We start from the raw sequence: 18,854 nt of genomic DNA on the forward strand, positions 1-18,854 counted from the left end.
ATTTTTTAGGAACATTTCACTCTCAATCCGACGCGAGACGTAAAGAAAATCCAACTTACAGCATAGAATACTTATCATTTATCGGTAATAGAATATTAGTGCGTATTCAATAAAGAAAAATGTCAAATTCCTTGGGAACCATGTATTTCTTGCTATTTTGTTTAAACATAGATTTTTATACTATTTATGCTTTGTTGTTATGCAAATAAAAAAGAACAACACGTTAAGTCATATGCAACTTGCATCGTTTATGAAAAAGCCTTGGCACCAAGAAAACTAATTGAATAAGTGCCTACAATATCAACCCAATGCGAAAACAGCCTATGATAAACAATAATCAACTATAAAGCGCCCATTGTTCATCATAGAACAGCAGTTTTTTTCATAATTTATTGAACAGCTTCTCATTCAATTAAAGGGGGAATTTTGAGTGGAAATGTATAAAAAACCGGATGTAGAGCAATTTTTACGTGCCTACACAATTCAAGATTTTGTCGTAAGTAATGATGAAAGACAGCTCGTTTTCAGTACAAATATTAGTGGGAACTATAATTTATGGGGAATGGATTTACCAAGTCAATTTCCGTATCCACTCACATTTAATGATCAGAGTTGTCAAGGGCTTTGCTACGACAAGGCAGGAAGATTTATCATTACAGCTTTTGACCGTGATGGTGATGAAAATTCACAGCTATATATGATACCACCAGAGGGGGGACAGCTGCAGCCTATTAGAATTGCTGAAGGATTCCAACATGTAGTTCCTATCTTATCAGATGATGGAAAACGCTTATATTACACTTCTAATAAGGAGGATCCAACCTTTCTGAAAAGCTATTGCTATCACATAGACACAAAGGAAGAAGAAATAATCATAGATGGAGACGGTGGAGCTACATATTTATATGATATTAGCCCAAGTGAAGATAGTTTTCTTTTTATAAAGTATTTCTCTACTACACATATGCTAGCTTATGTAAAAGTAGATAATGAAGTGATTCCCCTAACTCCAGAATTAGATGAGCAGCACACAGTAACAAATGGTGTTTATGCCTCAGACTCAGACATCTATTTCATTACTAACTTTGGAGCAGATTTTTCATATATTGCGAAATTTGACTTAGCTGAAAAAGAATTTAGTAAAGTCGTTTCACTTCCAAGTGAGGGCTTTAAAATGATTAAGTTTGATGAAAAACATCACCTTTTATATTTTGTTAGTGAGAGAGGTGTAGAGGATCATCTATACTCTTATGATATTATTACAGCAAAACTGACAGAACTTGAATGTCCAATTGGAAATATCAACAAGCTAGAAGTGACTGCCCAAGGAAATGTATACCTCGTTGGTACATCAGCTACAAAACCTTCAAATATGTTTAGAAAACACGCTAATAAACATCGTTGGGAACAACTTACAAATAACCGTGTTATGGGTGTACATGAAGACGAGCTTATTGATCCAGCTGTCTTATCTTATCAATCATTTGATGGCCTTGACATAGAAGCGCTTTACTTTAAAGCAAATCCTGTGACTAGTAACGGTCACGTTATATTATGGCCACATGGAGGTCCTCAGCATGCTGAGCGTAAAGAATTTAACGACGTATTTCAGTACCTTTTAAATGAGGGATATAGTATTTTCGCACCTAATTTCCGTGGATCTACCGGATACGGTTTAGCATTTACAAAAATGGTTGAAGGTGACTGGGGACATGGACCAAGACTCGATAACATTGAAGGTCTAGAATTTTTATTTAAAAATGGGCTCGCTGCCCGTGACAAAGTACTTCTTATGGGCGGAAGCTACGGTGGTTACATGTCCCTATTACTTCACGGTAGACATCCACAATACTTTAAAGCGGTTGTCGATATTTGTGGACCTAGTGATCTATTCTCCTTCGTTGAGTCAGTACCAGAGCATTGGAAACCAATGTTGACCCAGTGGGTTGGGCACCCAGAAAAAGATAAAGAAAAGCTAATCGAGTTTTCACCGATCACTTATTTAGAAAATATGTCTAAGCCGATGTTGGTCATTCAAGGAGCGAACGACCCACGAGTAGTCAAGGAGGAATCTGATAAAATTGTCGCTGTTTTAAAAGAAAAAGGTCGTGAAGTTGAATACCTCGTTTTAGAAGACGAGGGGCATGGTTTTTCCAAAAAAGAAAATGAGGTAAAAGTGTACAGAGCAATATGCGAGTTTTTTAATAAATATTTGTAATCTGTAAGTATTAATTAAACTAGCCTTGTTGCTATTCTTTAGCTCTTTTCGTATGAGTCAACGATATATATTATATGTTTAAGTCATTAGTGAAAAAAATAGTGCACAAATTCGAATGACAGTAGCCTTAGTTAAACAAACACACGACATGTTAATTATGTCGTGTGTTTTCTATTGTATTTATTTTTTCACCTTACCGATAAGTACAACTAATCCTAAAATAAAGAGAACTAAAGAAGGCATTGCTGCGCCCATACCTTGGCCCGCATTTAAGTGTGAAAATACAGCCCCTCCCATAAGAATGACTAATCCTGTTGAAGCAAGTAATGCAATTGTTGCTTTCCAGTATCCAACAATTAGTCCAATCCCTCCTAAGATTTCACAAGCGGCTATAAAGTACATAAACCCAACAGCATATCCGAATCCCCCTGCCATCATTTCAAGTTGTTCTGTACCACCTACAAATTTCATTACACCAGATAAAATAAATGCAACTGCAAGTAATCCTTGAATAATACGAGTAACCCATTTCATATATTTACACTCTCCCTTTGTTTTTTATAATTTTTGTGCACCGAAACCAATTTTCTTTAATAATTCAATTAACTGTTGTTTCTCATCGTTCGTAACAAACGATAGATTTTGAGAAATTGTTTCAACGTGTTTCGGAAATATCGTATCAAATAATTCCTTTCCTTTTTCTGTTAGCGTAACATTGAACGCTCTTCTATCTGAAGGAATTGGTTCTCTTTTGACCATGTCTTTCTTTTCAAGCTTATCTACAACATATGTGATACTCCCACTTGGAATAGAAAAAGTTTCGCTAATCTTTTGAACAGGATGTGGACCTTTACTATACAGAAGCTCAAGAATCATAAATTGTTCATGACTAATTCCGTAACTGTCTATATCTAAGCTAATGTTTTTGAAGACAGTATTAAAGGATTTCATCCAAACGCGAAACAACCTTAGATCAAGCTCACTTTGATCATCTCCTTGAAACATGATTTTCATCTCCTTTTATCATTGGGATAAATTAATCAACACAAGAACAACGTGAATATGTGACTCCTTTATTGCTTTCTCTTTATAACGAGTTAAATCATGTATAAGTTATCCTATAATTATTTATCCTAACTTCAGGATATTTTTATCCTAACATTAGGATAAATATTTGTCAACAAAACTTGAGCTAAAAATTTTACTGTCTGTTAACATTAATTTAACAACATGAAAACATATCCTTAAATTACTTAAAATTATATTTTAAATAAAGGCTCTTTTGGTAAACTTTGTTGTTATTTTCACTAAGATTCGACAGTATGATGAGTTTTATGAGAGCTCAATAATTGTATAAGTAGAAATGATGCCACGAACGCTGGGTGTATATGTGACTATACCTTTGAACGAAAAGCAACAATCAATGCGAAAACTGCCTAGATAAAAGACCCTTATAAATGATTATGATAATATAGGGAATTTTTTATGCGTAAAATTCGAGCGTTTTCTAACAGATTAAGAAATGGTGCTTGGAGTGAACAAAAATTTACTAACCTTTAAACTTTGTTTTTTTCACTTACATTTGAGAAACTGAGGTTGTTTGATATAATTTTTTTGTCTTTAGCGAAGAAATGATGCCACGAACGTTTGTTAAATTCGTCTTTATCTCGTGTTAGGAAAAGCAACAATTAATTCGAAAAATGCCACTTTAAAAGATGTATTGTTCCATGAACTAGGACACCACGTTGAAAATATATCACATGATTTTAAGAAAAAGAACTATGAAGAAAGAGAGCGTTTTGCAGAATGGTTTGCATTGGAATTTCGAATTAAAGGAAGGGGTAGATAGCTAATTTTGCAACACACGGAAATAGCATCCGATTCTTTTAGTCTTAAATGTATATAGAAAAAAATCAGAAAGTGAAAATATATCAATGTTGGGGGTAGCTCTATGTGAGCCCCCCTTTTTTTTATTGATTAGATAAAACCCGATTAAATGAAATAAATAGCATTCTCCACTTAGTCTCTCCCTTTAAGGCTTTTACTATAAACAGGCTTTTCTTTCGGTAATAGCTGACCAATTAATGCAGGCAAACTCCAATTCACCTTTTCAAATGGTCCTATAATTGACGTTGCAAATGGCAAGTGACTAAAGATAAAAGAAAATCCTATAGACATAACTGTTGTTATAATAAAAATTGCTATACTTAAAGAAATATAATGGCCTGTAATATGATTATTCTCAATAAATGTAACGACTATTTGAAGGAAAAACAAATGAGCTAAATACGAACCATACGTAAACTTTCCTATAAATGCTAACAATTTGTATAAAAATGTTCTCGTTTGAACAATGATCATAGACAATCCATATAATAAAATAATTTCAGAAACGACATACAAAAACATAGATGGCTTTAAATATGTTGATGCCTGTAAATCTATTTGTGTAACACCATTAAATGCTACTAATTCATAACCTACTACAATAAATAAACCTAAAAAAATAAAAGTGTTTAATGCTACATATTTTGAAACAAATTTTCTCCATGCGGTCAGTTTTAATGCAACTAATCCACCTAGGAAGAAATAAAAAGAATAGAATAACAAACTTCTGTCTGTATACTTTAACCACGCCACGTCTGTTAACAAATTACCATTAAATATAAATCGAGATGACAACCACATAAGCAATAAATAACTTACTGCTACGCAACCAACCGTATAAGCAATGTGCTTAGCAGATGTGAATTTCTTATCCAGCCATTTAAATATCACAAAGAGCAGCGGAAATACTAGATGAAATTGAAACACCATCACTACATACCATAAATGCGGAGCAGCTGACCCTGTAAATATCGATTTTATCATTTCACTTAATGTAAGAGTTGAAGTACTAGTAAAGTTTGTGAAGAAAATCACATATATAGCCGACCAAAATAAATATGGCACTATTAACTCAGACCACTTGTGAGTAATGTAAGATGCATACTTCACTTGCTGTTTATGATGATATATTAAGTGAAATCCAGTTACGAAAATAAAGACAGGTGCAGAAAATTTTACGAAGTTAAATAACATACCAATCATCACTGTCTCTTCTGGTGAAATATTTCCTTGATCTACAGCAAAGATCAAAGAACTTTGGAAAACGACAGCTAAGAAAGCTAAACTTTTTATAATATTTACTTCTGAAGCTTTTCGTTGGTGATTTATAATCTGAGACATGTTAATAACTCACTCCTAGAAATCTATGCTTCTAGTATATACCTCCTACCTATTATTTTTATATATAGATTTGCTCATAAGTCTTAACAATTTATTGGATATTTAAAACAATTGTAGAATGAAGCGTTTACATCCTAACTTTTTCCGGCATTCAATAGATGTAATCATCCCGAAAGCGTTCATCAGCCACAACTAAATAACCTGCATTAAGTAAATGACTAGTGAGTCTTCCCTCACTAGACAATTACTAATTCTAACCTTGTACAGTCTGACTTTGTTCATCAAGCATCCGAAATGCTTTTTCCACCTTCTCTTCTGGTATATTGTTATACCTATCTCCAATGCTTACCTCGAAATAACATGTATTGTTTAGTGACTCTTTTACATAGCTCGTTAAACCCACTTGCGTCTCACGATATATTGAGACTAGTATTGGTATAATTACATCTTTTGGCGCATCAACATGCACATGGAACATATTAGAAACCGGATTGAGTGGTCTAGTTGATATAAAGTCGCATTCATTAATCATTCCTGCAAGCTTCTTTGTGGCATCAAAATACTCTCCCATTCTATGTATCCGTTCATTAAAATAATAATCAGCACTAATGATATAAGGATATAAGCTAATTAAGTCACCACCATGACGTCTTTTCCAGACTTTCGAATCATCAATAAATTTGTTATCACCAGCAAGAATCGCTCCAGCAATCCCACCAATCCCTTTATAAAGAGACACATAAACACTATCAAAAAGTCTACAAACTTCAGCTGCAGTCTTCTCGTAGTACGGAAGAATTTCAAATAATCTAGCTCCGTCCAAATGTAGCTTAATCCCCTTATCTCTACAGTATAGAGAAATAGATTTTAGTGTTGTATAATCTGGCAATTGCCCCCCAATCTCACGTTGAGGTAGCTCTAATAATACGCAAGCCACATCCTCATCAATACTGACAATATCCTCCAAAGTAATGAGTCTATCTTTATCCGCTAATAACACAGGTTCAATATGGTGTAATTCTTTCAACCCATCCTCTTCATGAATTTCTAAATGACATAATGGATGATAACCAATTTTCTTTAGCCCTTTATGATCACACCATATTCTTAATGCGATCTGCTGTGCCATCGTTCCACTTGGAAAAAACACAGCTGATTCTTTCCCTAAAAACTTTGCCATTTTCACTTCGAAATTTTCAATTATTTTACCCTTACCATAAATATCACTCTCAAGCCCTTCAGCAATATCTTTAAAAGATTCCTTTAAAACTCGGATATCTCTTTTGCTATGACCTGCTATTTGATATGCTGTTTCGTTATAAGCTTCCAGTAAAGGATTCATTTCACTCATTACAACTGCTCCCATCTTTATTTTTTTTGGCTTTTTTCGTAAACTTTGCTGCTACTCAGCAAAATCATCTTGGGATAAAAAATAACCGCACTATTATTTACAATTAATGACTAGTTTTCTTACGGTTATTCTTAACCGTAAGTACTAAAATGAGTACAGCTGGAATGAACGTGACAATGTTTGTTAATATAATTGCTAAATCTCCTATGATGAAACCATATATTGCCCAAATAAACACTCCCAAAGTAAAAGAACTGTACATTAAAATTGATATATCTTGTGTTCTATTTGTTACCAATACTTTAATAGCCTGTGGAATAAATGCACAACTCGTTAATATACCTGCTAAAATACCTAGATAAGTAATAGACATGTCCTTCCTCCGTTTACGATCGCATTTATTAAATTCTATTGCCATATTATTCGTCTAACATGTTATACTCTTTTTCTCCCAGATGCTACAAAAACCCCGACCTTTAGATTTTGAAACATCTTCACTTCCATCTATAAGATGACAATCTTATTTAACTACCCTTCGCTGTTTTTAATTCCGTCATTATAACGACACTGAAAACACATAAAAAGCCCTTAATAATAGGCTGTTTTCACATTGATTGTGGTATTTCGTCATTAGATATAAACACACATACTCTAGCATTCATCTTTTCTTCTGTACAACGATGATTGACATGTAAAACCACTTTTTATGGTACTCATTCGATAACAATAGCAACAGAGTCTATGAAATGAGCCTTTACTAAAAATAGCACTACAGTTAATGAAAAGAGCCAACTAATATTAATCATGCTTATATTCAATTAGCCAGCAGTCTCGATGCTCGCCTTCATGGAATTCATGTTTAGGTAACATTTTCACTTTGTTAAAACCACACTTTTCATAACAGCGAATGGCTCTGTCATTCCACATTTGAGGATCCATTACTACTCTATCTGCTTGCTTTTTTTCACATAAAAACTTCACCATAGACCGTACGAGAAGCGTACCAATACCTTTATTCCAATATTCTACTTCTCCAATAAACTGATCGATACCGTAAATACGTTCAGGAATTTTCACATAATCGTAAGCTTTTCTTGTTGCATCATCTAATTCATAAAATTGTATGTAGCCAATCTCAACTCCTTCATACTCAACGATACAACCTGTTACACCGTTCAGTCTGTTATAAAACTCCATATTTACTTTTTCAACATTAAATGGGTTATCTCTGCCTTCATAATATTTGAGAACGATAGGGTTAGAAAGCCATTTAGCTAATAATATATTATCTTTTAATTCTAGTTGACGAACTTTTAACTTGTTGTTTTGAAATAACACCTAGATCTCCTCCACTAAAAGAACTTATGTAATAATTCGTTGTTTTAATGGTAATTCCTTTTTATACAACGTCTACACTACCTGTTCAATGTTTTATAGCGCTTAAACACCAACTACCACAACTTCAATTCGATTAATAAAATTCACCGATCGTAATTTTTTAGCAAGAGCATAAGTCGGATAAATATTACGTGTAGTGCTATCAACTCCCATAATTAAAATACAAAAAAGTGGAACACCAACCAATGTCCCTCCACCAACAACAGCCCCCAAAACCATACTTCTTTTAGCATGTAATGGGTTGTTTAAATGTGGAATGTGTTGTTTTTCGGATTAGGAAGTAAACACGTACACAACTAGAGTCCTTGGCATCTTTTCTTTTGTACAACAATGTTAACAAAACGAGCCTTAAAAAAAGAAAAGCGCTCGGAAAAATTTCCGAGCGCTTGTTGAGTGCTACATTTATTACTAAGGTTGTTTTCGCGTTACTTTTTGTACAATAAATAAACACGTATAAAGCCAAGTTTTGGGACATCTTTTCATGTATTTTAGAAACCGTGGCAACAAAGTTTAGAAAAGAGCCATTACTGAATTTCAACGTTTATTAACATGCTTTTACATTTAGACCGGCTAGACTTAATGTTCAGGTTTTACTTGAACAGCCATGCTTTTTTTCATTAACTGTTTTGCTTCTTTGAAAGTAACAAAATCCTTGCCTTGTTCATCCCATAAACGATACTTTAAAGACTGTAAACTTTTCGCCATTGTTATTGTTGGTACATTTTCTAAAGGCTTAGTATTGTTGTGTGCCTTCTCTAATTCATAGTTTGGTACTCTTGGACTTAAATGGTGAACGTGATGGTAGCCTATATTACCAGTAAGGAATTGTAAAACTTTTGGAAGTTTGTAAAACGAGCTGCCTTCTACTGCTGCAAGTACATATTCCCATTCTTGATCTTTTTCAAAATACGATTGTTCAAATGTATGTTGTACATAAAAGAGCCAAATGCCTGCTGAACCTGAGATCATGAAAATGGAACCATGTATGATTAGAAATGATTGCCATCCAATTGTCCAGCATAATATTCCTATAATAGCAACGATAAGTAAATTTGTTAAATAAGTATTCATGCGCTCTTTCTTTCTTGCGCCTTTGCGGTTAAATCTATTTGTCAACAGAAAAACGTAAATTGGACCTAATATAAACATAACAACCGGATTTCTGAATAGACGATAAGCTAAACGAGTTCTAAATGGTGCTGCTACATATTCATTTACCGTAAGAGTCCATATATCTCCTGTCCCACGTTTATCTAAATTACCACTTGTAGCATGATGAACGGAATGCTCATGCCCCCATTTATCAAACGGAAATAACGATATAACTCCTGTAATAGTTCCAAGCAAGCGATTGACACGACGATTTTTAAAAAACGAATGATGTGTACAATCATGGAAAATAATGAAAACCCTTACTAAAAATCCTGCAGCAAGCACAATAGGAACGAGTGCTAACAAATAAGATACTGAAAGACTTATATATGCGAGGTACCATAAGATAAGAAATGGTCCAATTGTATTTATTATCTGCCACACACTTTTTGCTCTAGTCGACTTCTCAAAAGGAGAAACTTGTTTTTTCAAATTTTTCATGCTCTTTTGTAAGGTCATATCCGTCGAATTCCCTTCCATAATGTAGATAATTTTTATTATAGAGCAATGAAAAAATAATGTTAGTAGCAGGTATCATATACAAACTATGATAAATGTCATATAGGAGGTCAGTAGCCCAGTGATATTAAGCATTGGGCTACCTACCCCCATCACATTATTGTATTAAAGAATGTAGCTCCTCCATTTTCAACAGACGTCAAGATGAAAAATATGGTAAAATATACATGGGCAGTGAAAAAGAAATCCTACTTTTGAAAACTTTGTTGCTATTGTTCCTATATGCAAAAGTGTTAACTATCGTTTTACGTTACAGCTAACTTATTATAAGGGAAAAACGCCACATAATTGGGTTGTGTACGTAGTTAATCGTTTAAGAAAAACAACAATCAATGTGAAAACAGCTAAAAGGATAGAGACAGGACGTGACTAAATTGAAGCGCATGCTTGCTGTAAGTGATATTCATGGAGATATAGAAAAGTTTGAGAGACTTTTAACATTAGTTAAATATAATAAAGAACAAGATCAATTACTTTTATTAGGAGATTATGTTGATAGAGGTCCTCATTCAAGAGCAGTCATTGATAAAATCATTCAATTGAAGAATGACGGTGCCATTGCTTTACTTGGTAACCATGACAAGATGATGATAGATGCATTTGCAAACCAAGATGATCCAATGAACCTAAAAAGATGGTATTACAACGGAGGTATTAAGACGCTTCAAAATTATGGGTATGAGATCAAAAGAGATGATGCTAAATATTGGTATACAACGGATGAATTCCCAGATCCTATAGCAATCAATGATGAAATTCACCCACACATTGAGTTTTTAAAGGACCTTCCCTATTATTATGAAACTGAAGACTATATTTTTGTACATGCTGGAGTTCATCCCCAAACACCTATACATGATACAGATCCATACACATTAGTGTGGATTCGAGAAGAATTTCATCATGGTTATACAGGGGACAAAACCGTAATCTTCGGACACACACCTACAAACTATTTACATAAGCGTCCTGATGTTTTTGTTGGCAAAAATAACATTATCGGAATTGATGGTGGATGCGCTTACGGTCACAGACTTAATTGTTTAGAACTACCTAGCATGAACGTTTTATATGTTGAATAGTGAATTTTACAACTTCCTATTTTTGTATATTATTATGCACTACTATCATTAATCCATTTTTCGCTAAAACAAAAGTAAAGTCTAGCAAAACAAAAGTATTCCCTCCAACCACATGAATGTTCTTCTTCATCGCTTCCTCCCTATATGATAACAACAAACTAGAAATATAATTATTATGTAGACTCATGTTAATCGTTATTTTTATTTATACGTTCATTTATGGCATCTACCTTCTTCTCTATACTATCAAGTTGATTTCTTCGTTTTGAAATAGAACGAATGAATAGCACAATTAGAATGATACCTAGTATTAGACTTCCAAAAGTAAATAATTGAAATATTAAGTCGCCTAAATTAACATCACTCAAAAAAATCACCTCCACAATTTCATTTATATATCATGTCTCATCCCCATATAGTATCATAACTGTATTTTTGTACTATTAGTAGTCACTTCATCACTAAAAAATATAGAATTCCTAATCCTTTACCTCAAAAAAAAACTGTTTCTTTATTGGTATTTTTAGAAGAAATAAATACTATATTTCCTTATCCTATTTCTCAAAGGAAAGAAACAGGCTGTTTAAGAATCCCTGTTTCTTTCCTAATAGCTATTTTAGTAAAAAACCACCGACGACACTTCGCCAATTTATCTTTATAACTTCTCATAGTTTCTACCCCTACGTTCATCCTAGCATATCTACATGTCTATCCATAATTAACAATTAGAAGTGTAAACAACCTGTAGCACTGCTAATTGTTATTTAATCCATAGACACCTTAAAAAATATAATATATAATCTATAAAAATTATTGTTTATTAAATTTTCTGGTGATTCTGCAAACAAAATATTAGATCATATTTCATATGATGTGGAGGTGAGCTTATGGAAATTGAAGAAATATACGGTGATTTACCAACATTGGAGACAGAGCGTCTTATTCTGAGAAAAATCACACTAGATGATGTTGATGACATTTATTCATACGGTTCTAATGAAGAAGTAGCTAAATACGTGACTTGGGACGCACATAAAACATTATCTGACACTAAAGCATTTGTAGACTTTGTACTATGCCAATATGAAAATAAAAATGTAGCTCCTTGGGGTATCGAATATAAGGAAGACGGTAAATTAATCGGAACGGCAGATTTTATTTTATGGCAACCAAACCATAATCGAGCTGAGGTTGGCTATGTCCTTTCTCCAGCGTATTGGGGAAAAGGCATAGTGACTGAAGCTGCAAAAGAAATTATAACATTCGGTTTTAACCATATGGATTTAGTCCGTATTCAAGCGAGATGCTTCATAGAAAACATCGGTTCAGAACGAGTAATGCAAAAATTAGGCATGACCTTTGAAGGCATCATTCGAAAAGGAATGCTCGCAAAAGGCAAACACCAAGATTTAAAAATGTATTCTATATTGAAAGAGGAGTTTTTGGCTGCGGATAGATCTAAATAGTTCGGATAGCTTGAAAGCAGCTTGTTTACAAGCTGCTTTCTTAATTATACTATTTTACATACATTAGATGTGAAATTTCATTAATGTCAATTTCGGTAGCTTCTGGTCATAGGTAGGATATAAACTGTACCTGTCAAACCTCTAAGATATTACACATTGTAAAAAAATTATTTTAGAGCATTCTCCACTAAGTAATTAATATGTAGTGAAATGTTTTAGAGCAGAGATTTATGATAAAGGAACTTTGTTAAAATGCTCAACTGTTGGAAATGGATCATAGAAATGATGCAATTTCTTTTTCCATTCTTGGTACTCTTTTGATTGCCTAAAGCCAACCGTATGGTCTTCTAACGTTTCCCATTTCACTAATAGTAGATACTTTCCTTCTACTTCTATACAACGCTGTAATTCGTGATTAATGTACCCTTTCATTGAGGAAATGATTTCTGATGCCTGACGAAAAGCCTCCTCATACTCCTCCTCCATACCTTTCCTAACTTGTAGCATAACCGCTTCCAATATCATATAACCCCTCCTTATTATTGCTAATGTTACATCTATCTAGTTCTTTTTTACAAGAAAAAACATGAAAAGAAAAGACAGGTTTTATATGATATTTGTTGTTGTAAAAGTTATATAAATCATAATAACGGTAGACCAATATTTTATTTAGAACTAATTCTAATGCAAGTTTCTTTAACTCTCATTATTCTTATCTTTCTGTAGAAAGTGAGCTTCATAATAGTACTAATCTCTCTTACTAAAGAAAAAGGTGGTTTGCAGCTATAGTAAGGAGATGTAAAGGTAGATTTTTCAACCAACAAATCGTGATTGGCCGTCTTCAACACATAAGCTGATGTTCATACCAAATAGAGTTTTAAACATTATAACTCCTAATGTATTTTGCTTGCTCCATTCTTAGTACTACTAACTATAATTCTAAGTCCTATCTAGCCGAAATTTGAATTTTATTTTTTCACGCTAGTATTAATGTCCTTATCTTATTTAAATCTTATAACTTCCTATTTTGATTTAAGGTTGCAGGTGCTGAGTGTATACTATACTTTTGAAATAACTAACGGTTTTTCGGCAGAAAACACTTATAAGCTTCCTACTTGTAGTCTCATTTCTTTACTAATGTCACCCATGGTCTTAGTTGCATTATTTACTGCATCATATAAAAATTCATTGCCACATTCAATACCTTGAGCTTTCGCTGATCCTCTATTACTTTGTAACCATTCTTTAAAATCATTAAGCTTATCATACAGATTCGCCTGTCTCGATTGATCAGTACTTCTTTTTTCACAAAATTTACTTTCATGACACTCCTTACAAATAGTAGACTAGTAATCACTCTGAACGGCCTATTTGTCAAGGAATGCAATTGATTTTAGCACCATATGCTATTTTTCTTTTGCTGAAATAACGACCCCAGTCATAGCATCAATGTACTTAATGGGAGTTCTGGGATACCGATCACATGCTTGGTAGACAAGAATGTAGGATTCTGTTTCACCACTATAATTTTTGTTCCAAGCCAATTCAAAGTCCAAATGATTGAAAAATATATCTCTCGCTTCTTCTTTTGAAATTGCAGGCTCTGCAGGGATTTGGCTCAATTGTTCTATGTCAAAGCTTGGCCCACTATAATGATCAATTTGTCCTGTTTCACAATTAACTGTAACTACTACTTTTTCTAACTGAACTGGTATGCCATTACCATTATGAATACGGAAAGAAAATGTTTCTTTTTTTCTCGTATCGTTCACCTCTTCCCCATTCTCTCGAGCAACCAATTGTAGATATTTATGATAATTTGGAATGACCCCTTCAAGAAAACGGGTCGCATGTTGCAAACATTCTTCACGAGTAAGTCTGAGATCGCCACTTCGTTCATTGAACCACACAAAACTTCTAACTTTTCCTGTTTTCTTTGATATGAAGGCTTTAACTGTATCTTCTGTATGTCTCTTCAAAAAGCCTTCAAAAGATAAGTCCTGCTCCTCCAACTTCCAGTTCCGGTCCCGCCATACAATGCCTATTTCTTCCCCCATATCTACTTCCCTAATAACTTCAAATTCATCTGGTATTCCAATGACCTCTTTAATAGCTAAAACTTTTTGTGTGGCTGTATTTAAAGGAGCTGGCAGTAGAACGTAGGTTTCTTGAATATCTTCATCATGTATAATGCTCAAGGTTGGGGTCAATACATCTGCTTTGAACTTCATGGAAGATGGCTCTAGTTCATAAACAAGGCTTAGTCCATCATCCGCTACATTATGATTAATAGTATATAGATTTGTAATAGCTTGCTGAAAATTCAGCTTATTTTTTACATGTTCAATTAGTTTCTCTTTTGAAATCAAAGTTGTTGGTATTTCGGGTATCTGATTCGCAACTTTATAAGAAAATTTCACAATATTACCCATATGGTCTACGTCAATAATACAGCCTGTAGACTTAAGTGGTAAGTCCATGACAACCAGTTCATAGTTAAAGCGATATGCATGATCCAGCTTTCTCATTTCAGAGAAAGTTAAATCATTTAAAGCGTCAGGGTAATGACTAAGTAAAAATTGCTCCGCTCGTTCTTTTCTTTCCTCTACATCTGAAAGAACCGTATTGGAATTTCCACCAGCACCCATGTCAATTGTTAAACTTGTCAAATTACCGGACAAATCAAGATTGATAATAACCCCTTTATCTCTTTTTTCATTCGCCCATGAAAACATTGCCTGACCTTCTCCATTCTCTCCCTCAGCATACTCCTCTATGATAGGTTGAAAATTAGCTGGAATTTCGACTATCGACAAGGCTCGTTTCCTTAACTCTTCTTTTAGCATACTATATACCTCCTAGATTCTAGCATGTATTTTTTATATCTATCTTATTTGATATTTTCATTTATTATTCTTGATTTGTATAGTTTAGCTGCTAGATAACTTTATTATTAATCCCCAAAATAGATTTTCATTAATTCCATCTTTAGTTAAGTATACAGATTTGTTGCAGATACTCCCTTGAATAGAAATCTCTAACTACTCTTCTTTCCACGATGTTAGTCAAGTAATAACAGAGTATGAGCCTTAATTTTCCCTCCAAACACTTCCTAGTTTATCTTTATTTTAGTCTATTAAAAAAACCAACTTTTTACAATAGTGTCCCTTCATCGATAACTCTGTCTACCATAGGATTAAAATCAATTGTTTAAAAAAATGATAGTATACTAGTTTCAACAACTACTATGAGGTGCTATGATGTGGAATATATGTAAAGAAGCACAAGAGAATTTTTTAAAATGTAACCTTCTCCCCATTCATGAATCCGATCACGATTGGGAAATTGCACTTAGAGGTGGGAAAGAAGAAAAGGACGCTCTCTTTACCTATTTGAAAGAACAACTTGCTAGAGTAAAAGGAGAATTACTACATACGTTGCCAAATCGTTTCATTCCATATCTAGAGAATGGTACATTAAATCAACCGACACTACCTAAAGCAGTACGAGAGGATTATTTACAATGGATGCTGGAGGCGCGCAAGGAATTTGAACAAACCTTAGATGCTGCTTATAAACAAAAAAAACAAGCTGTCCCTTTCTTATCAACTGCAGTTCAAGATGTCTTTGCCGGAGGCTTGCATGACTCAACTATTGAACGAGTTGAACGAGACGGGAATACACTTCATCTTTATATTAATACAGACGGTGGATTTTCTTCAAAATCACTTATTCACCTCATTTTTAAAGGTATTACATCAGAAGAAATGGACAAACCAATCCAAGTTGGACAATGGTTTGTTTATGATGAATTACAGAAAACCGATGATGAGTTTGCCTTTCGAGTCTTATTTGAAGGTCCCTATAGCCAGTGGACAATTACAATGAAGGAGCTAGAAGCCCAGTATTTTTATCATCCAAAGGAATATATATTATTGAGAAATGATAGGAAGCTTGAACAGACGCCAGTTACTGAATATATTTCAAGGTTAAATTCAGAATTTGACTATTGGTTAATTACACCTCATATAGAGTGTGCCATCCAATTAGTATCGGAGAACATCGTAATTGAAAACGGATCGATTGAATATGGACAAAATGAAATGATCGTTACTGTAGATAACAAACACTTTACATATAATTTAAACGAATACAACCCGATTAAGTTTATTTATACAGACGTTTATGAAGATCCCTATGCTCATCAAAAGGTTCATGTTCCAAAAGAAGAAATTGAACTAGCAGCCTTAAGTGACGATTTAGAATTGCAAGTACGTGCATGGAATACGATGCATGCTAATCCTAAAGAGCTAGCAAGTATTATTAACCGCGTATTATCGAAGACGGTAATTACGGAAAAAAATGAAATGATGTTAACCGTTTACACAAGGTATTTTTATAAAAATGAGGTTTTGATAGAAGAGAACATCGAGAAGTATCGGACGTTGATTGATTAACGCAATATATTAGTTTTGTACACCTATTATTTTGTTAAATACAACTATATAACGAAGTATCAGTGTTTCTTACTTTGTAAAATAACGGAACATAATTCAAATGCTTTTGGTCAAACCTAGTACAACATATGAAAAGAAACAAGAAGCCCTTATCATTCATCTGTTAGTTAGACGGAACTTATTAATAACTATAAAAAAAGACTGCAGACAAAAACGATTATCATCGAATTTGTCGACAGTCTGAGACCAACCACTTGGTTTGCCCTTATGTTCAATTATTCTTCAGCTACTTTTTTCTCCTGTTGTTCCATATATTCCTTACGAATTTGTGATAGTGATTTCCCACTCTCTTTATGAATAGCAAATACATACGTTTGTACACTAGACCACCCATATATTTCTTTTAACCATACTTGCATCGATAGTTCTTGTCCGTTAACCCTGACATTTCCACTTGGAAGAAGTATTCCTTCATTGTTTCTATCCTTAGCAACAATAATATCCCCTTCTTTAACCACGCCCCATCCCAACATTGCATCAATTTTTGGCAGTGATCGCCTAGTGAAACCTTTGCTCTTTTTTACTGTTGCGGGTAGTGAATTATCCATTAAGTTCACATAGTAATCATCGTAATTCGTTACAGGTAACAGCTTCTCCGTATATAAATAAACATCATTATTAAACTTATAAGGGGTCAATTTATAGCAGCTCATATCAACTTGATTGCTATTTAGCCATGCCACGGCAGATAATGTTTGTTCATCAAAATCAGAAGCTACTAATATTATCTTTTGCTTTTTATTGAAGCTTTTTTCTGCTTCGTTGACCAAGAGGAATTCATTCAACTTACGGATACCAAGCTCATACGATGTTAATTCACCCAGTTCAAATTCTCTATGGTACTTTTCAATATAAGGAGCATAGACCTTTTTCACAAGTTCATCTGGGCTATCGATTGTTGCATAACTTGCCGCATAACGAATTGCTTGAAATTCAAAAGCCTCTTTTTTTCCCTCTATATCTCTACGGTCACGCTTAATTTCAATTAAAACAATGTTCCCATTGTTATCTACTGCTGTTAAGTCACTACGACCTCTCTTCTCATTCTGCACTTGTTGTCCGACAATAAGCATCGATTCCTCATCCGAACAAATCAGATCAATATCAGACCTTACAACTTCTTCCATATCACTCTCTTGCATACCTAGCTCAGCAAACTTAACTGCATCTATTTTTTCAGCTTTATTTCCTTTCAAAATGTACACGTTACACCCCTCATTTTTTTAATAGTCTTTCACCTAACCGTTATTCCTTAGCATCTTTAGGTATTGTCCAAGCCCAACCTACATGGATTCTCTCTCGCTATTTGGTTTGGATTTTGATTAACCATATCTACACCCATTTTGCTTTAAATATGGGCTAAGCTGTTTAACAATAAGGCCTCTGTTATTTCTGATATAGCTTCGCATCACTTACTAGAACTGCTGTACTATGCTTACATGTTATTAATATTATCACAGACAAATATACTATAATTTTACAACTAAAATTGTTTAAACTCGATATTTTCACAATAAACAGCTAATGAAAGATATTAAACACACCGAAAGATCTAAGAAATTGATGTTTTTCAAAATGGATTATCGACAATGACTGTTCGATGTCACTTTTGTTTTCCTTGTAGTAGTACCCTTTTTTCGGATAAATAGTTAAGAATGCCAAGTTTTACTCCATTTCTCTCCCCAAGGCGAAGCATTTGATTTTCCCCAGCTATTAAGAGCTCCACTTACTTTGCCATCGTTACTTACTTTTCTACACTTTACGCTTATGTCTTTTTCTTTCTCATATTTACGAAACAGTTTCGTATATAGCCACTTTTCAATCTGTTTGCGAATGAGTGATTCATCCTCTTATCCTTCATCCTCTTTATCCCAAACCTCTCTTTCTATATTCACTGTTCTATCGTGAATACATCTTCTTTAA

17 protein-coding genes are annotated in these 18,854 nt (G+C 33.8%); 5 read left to right on the forward strand and 12 right to left on the reverse strand.

Annotated features, from left to right (window positions below):
* Positions 1–436 precede the first annotated feature (436 nt).
* Positions 437–2,218 carry a S9 family peptidase gene (locus tag V1503_RS07695; RefSeq protein ID WP_410629406.1) on the forward strand — a complete coding sequence of 594 codons (1,782 nt, stop codon included), beginning with the start codon at positions 437–439 and terminating at the stop codon, positions 2,216–2,218.
* Between the two features lie 180 nt (positions 2,219–2,398).
* On the opposite strand, the gene V1503_RS07700 is transcribed toward V1503_RS07695, so the two are convergent.
* Together V1503_RS07700 and V1503_RS07705 are read right to left on the reverse strand one after the other, a co-directional pair.
* The gene (locus V1503_RS07700; protein WP_410626050.1) at positions 2,399–2,752 is read right to left on the reverse strand and encodes a DoxX family protein; all 354 of its coding nucleotides are present in this window, start codon (positions 2,750–2,752) and stop codon (positions 2,399–2,401) included.
* Between the two features lie 24 nt (positions 2,753–2,776).
* Entirely contained in the window at positions 2,777–3,223 is a 447-nt protein-coding gene (locus tag V1503_RS07705; RefSeq protein WP_214483996.1) for a MarR family winged helix-turn-helix transcriptional regulator, read from the reverse strand.
* Positions 3,224–3,887: 664 nt separating this feature from the next.
* Here V1503_RS07705 and V1503_RS25170 point away from each other — a divergent pair.
* Positions 3,888–4,067: an ImmA/IrrE family metallo-endopeptidase gene (locus V1503_RS25170; RefSeq protein WP_496113362.1), complete on the forward strand. Its 180-nt coding sequence runs from the start codon at positions 3,888–3,890 to the stop codon at positions 4,065–4,067.
* Between the two features lie 170 nt (positions 4,068–4,237).
* On the opposite strand, the gene V1503_RS07710 is transcribed toward V1503_RS25170, so the two are convergent.
* From V1503_RS07710 to desA, 6 genes are all read right to left on the reverse strand, one after another.
* Positions 4,238–5,446, reverse strand: coding sequence for an acyltransferase (locus V1503_RS07710; protein ID WP_410626052.1), 1,209 nt, complete (start codon positions 5,444–5,446; stop codon positions 4,238–4,240).
* A 253-nt stretch (positions 5,447–5,699) separates the two neighbouring features.
* Positions 5,700–6,797, reverse strand: a complete 1,098-nt coding sequence (locus V1503_RS07715; RefSeq protein WP_410626054.1) for a threonine aldolase family protein — start codon at positions 6,795–6,797, stop codon at positions 5,700–5,702.
* A 103-nt stretch (positions 6,798–6,900) separates the two neighbouring features.
* On the reverse strand, positions 6,901–7,170 hold the full coding sequence (locus tag V1503_RS07720; protein WP_410626056.1) for a SemiSWEET transporter: 270 nt from the start codon (positions 7,168–7,170) through the stop codon (positions 6,901–6,903).
* A 425-nt stretch (positions 7,171–7,595) separates the two neighbouring features.
* Positions 7,596–8,135 (reverse strand): GNAT family N-acetyltransferase, encoded by a 540-nt coding sequence (locus V1503_RS07725; protein ID WP_410626058.1) that lies wholly within the window; start codon positions 8,133–8,135, stop codon positions 7,596–7,598.
* 102 nt (positions 8,136–8,237) lie between these two features.
* On the reverse strand, positions 8,238–8,453 hold the full coding sequence (locus tag V1503_RS07730) for a GerAB/ArcD/ProY family transporter (RefSeq protein ID WP_410629407.1): 216 nt from the start codon (positions 8,451–8,453) through the stop codon (positions 8,238–8,240).
* A gap of 318 nt (positions 8,454–8,771) precedes the next feature.
* Positions 8,772–9,806: a Delta(5) desaturase DesA gene (gene desA, locus V1503_RS07735; RefSeq protein ID WP_410626060.1), complete on the reverse strand. Its 1,035-nt coding sequence runs from the start codon at positions 9,804–9,806 to the stop codon at positions 8,772–8,774.
* Positions 9,807–10,240: 434 nt separating this feature from the next.
* On the opposite strand from desA, the gene V1503_RS07740 reads away from it, so the two are divergent.
* Complete coding sequence (locus V1503_RS07740) at positions 10,241–10,948, forward strand: metallophosphoesterase family protein (RefSeq protein ID WP_410629408.1); 708 nt, start codon at positions 10,241–10,243, stop codon at positions 10,946–10,948.
* A gap of 188 nt (positions 10,949–11,136) precedes the next feature.
* On the opposite strand, the gene V1503_RS07745 is transcribed toward V1503_RS07740, so the two are convergent.
* Entirely contained in the window at positions 11,137–11,316 is a 180-nt protein-coding gene (locus V1503_RS07745; protein ID WP_214483987.1) for a DUF4083 family protein, read from the reverse strand.
* Between the two features lie 519 nt (positions 11,317–11,835).
* Here V1503_RS07745 and V1503_RS07750 point away from each other — a divergent pair.
* Positions 11,836–12,414, forward strand: a complete 579-nt coding sequence (locus V1503_RS07750; protein ID WP_410626063.1) for a GNAT family N-acetyltransferase — start codon at positions 11,836–11,838, stop codon at positions 12,412–12,414.
* Between the two features lie 228 nt (positions 12,415–12,642).
* On the opposite strand, the gene V1503_RS07755 is transcribed toward V1503_RS07750, so the two are convergent.
* Together V1503_RS07755 and V1503_RS07760 are read right to left on the reverse strand one after the other, a co-directional pair.
* Positions 12,643–12,939 (reverse strand): antibiotic biosynthesis monooxygenase family protein, encoded by a 297-nt coding sequence (locus tag V1503_RS07755; RefSeq protein WP_320258426.1) that lies wholly within the window; start codon positions 12,937–12,939, stop codon positions 12,643–12,645.
* An 881-nt stretch (positions 12,940–13,820) separates the two neighbouring features.
* Positions 13,821–15,260 (reverse strand): YcdB/YcdC domain-containing protein, encoded by a 1,440-nt coding sequence (locus V1503_RS07760; RefSeq protein WP_410626065.1) that lies wholly within the window; start codon positions 15,258–15,260, stop codon positions 13,821–13,823.
* Positions 15,261–15,674: 414 nt separating this feature from the next.
* On the opposite strand from V1503_RS07760, the gene V1503_RS07765 reads away from it, so the two are divergent.
* Entirely contained in the window at positions 15,675–16,871 is a 1,197-nt protein-coding gene (locus tag V1503_RS07765; RefSeq protein ID WP_410626067.1) for a DUF4085 family protein, read from the forward strand.
* A gap of 275 nt (positions 16,872–17,146) precedes the next feature.
* Here the strand turns inward: V1503_RS07765 and V1503_RS07770 are convergent, their stop codons facing one another.
* Entirely contained in the window at positions 17,147–18,136 is a 990-nt protein-coding gene (locus V1503_RS07770; protein ID WP_410626069.1) for a hypothetical protein, read from the reverse strand.
* Between the last annotated feature and the right edge of the window lie 718 nt (positions 18,137–18,854).

It is taken from the genome of Nanhaiella sioensis (assembly GCF_046557775.1).
Lineage (GTDB): Bacteria > Bacillota > Bacilli > Bacillales > SM2101 > Nanhaiella > Nanhaiella sioensis.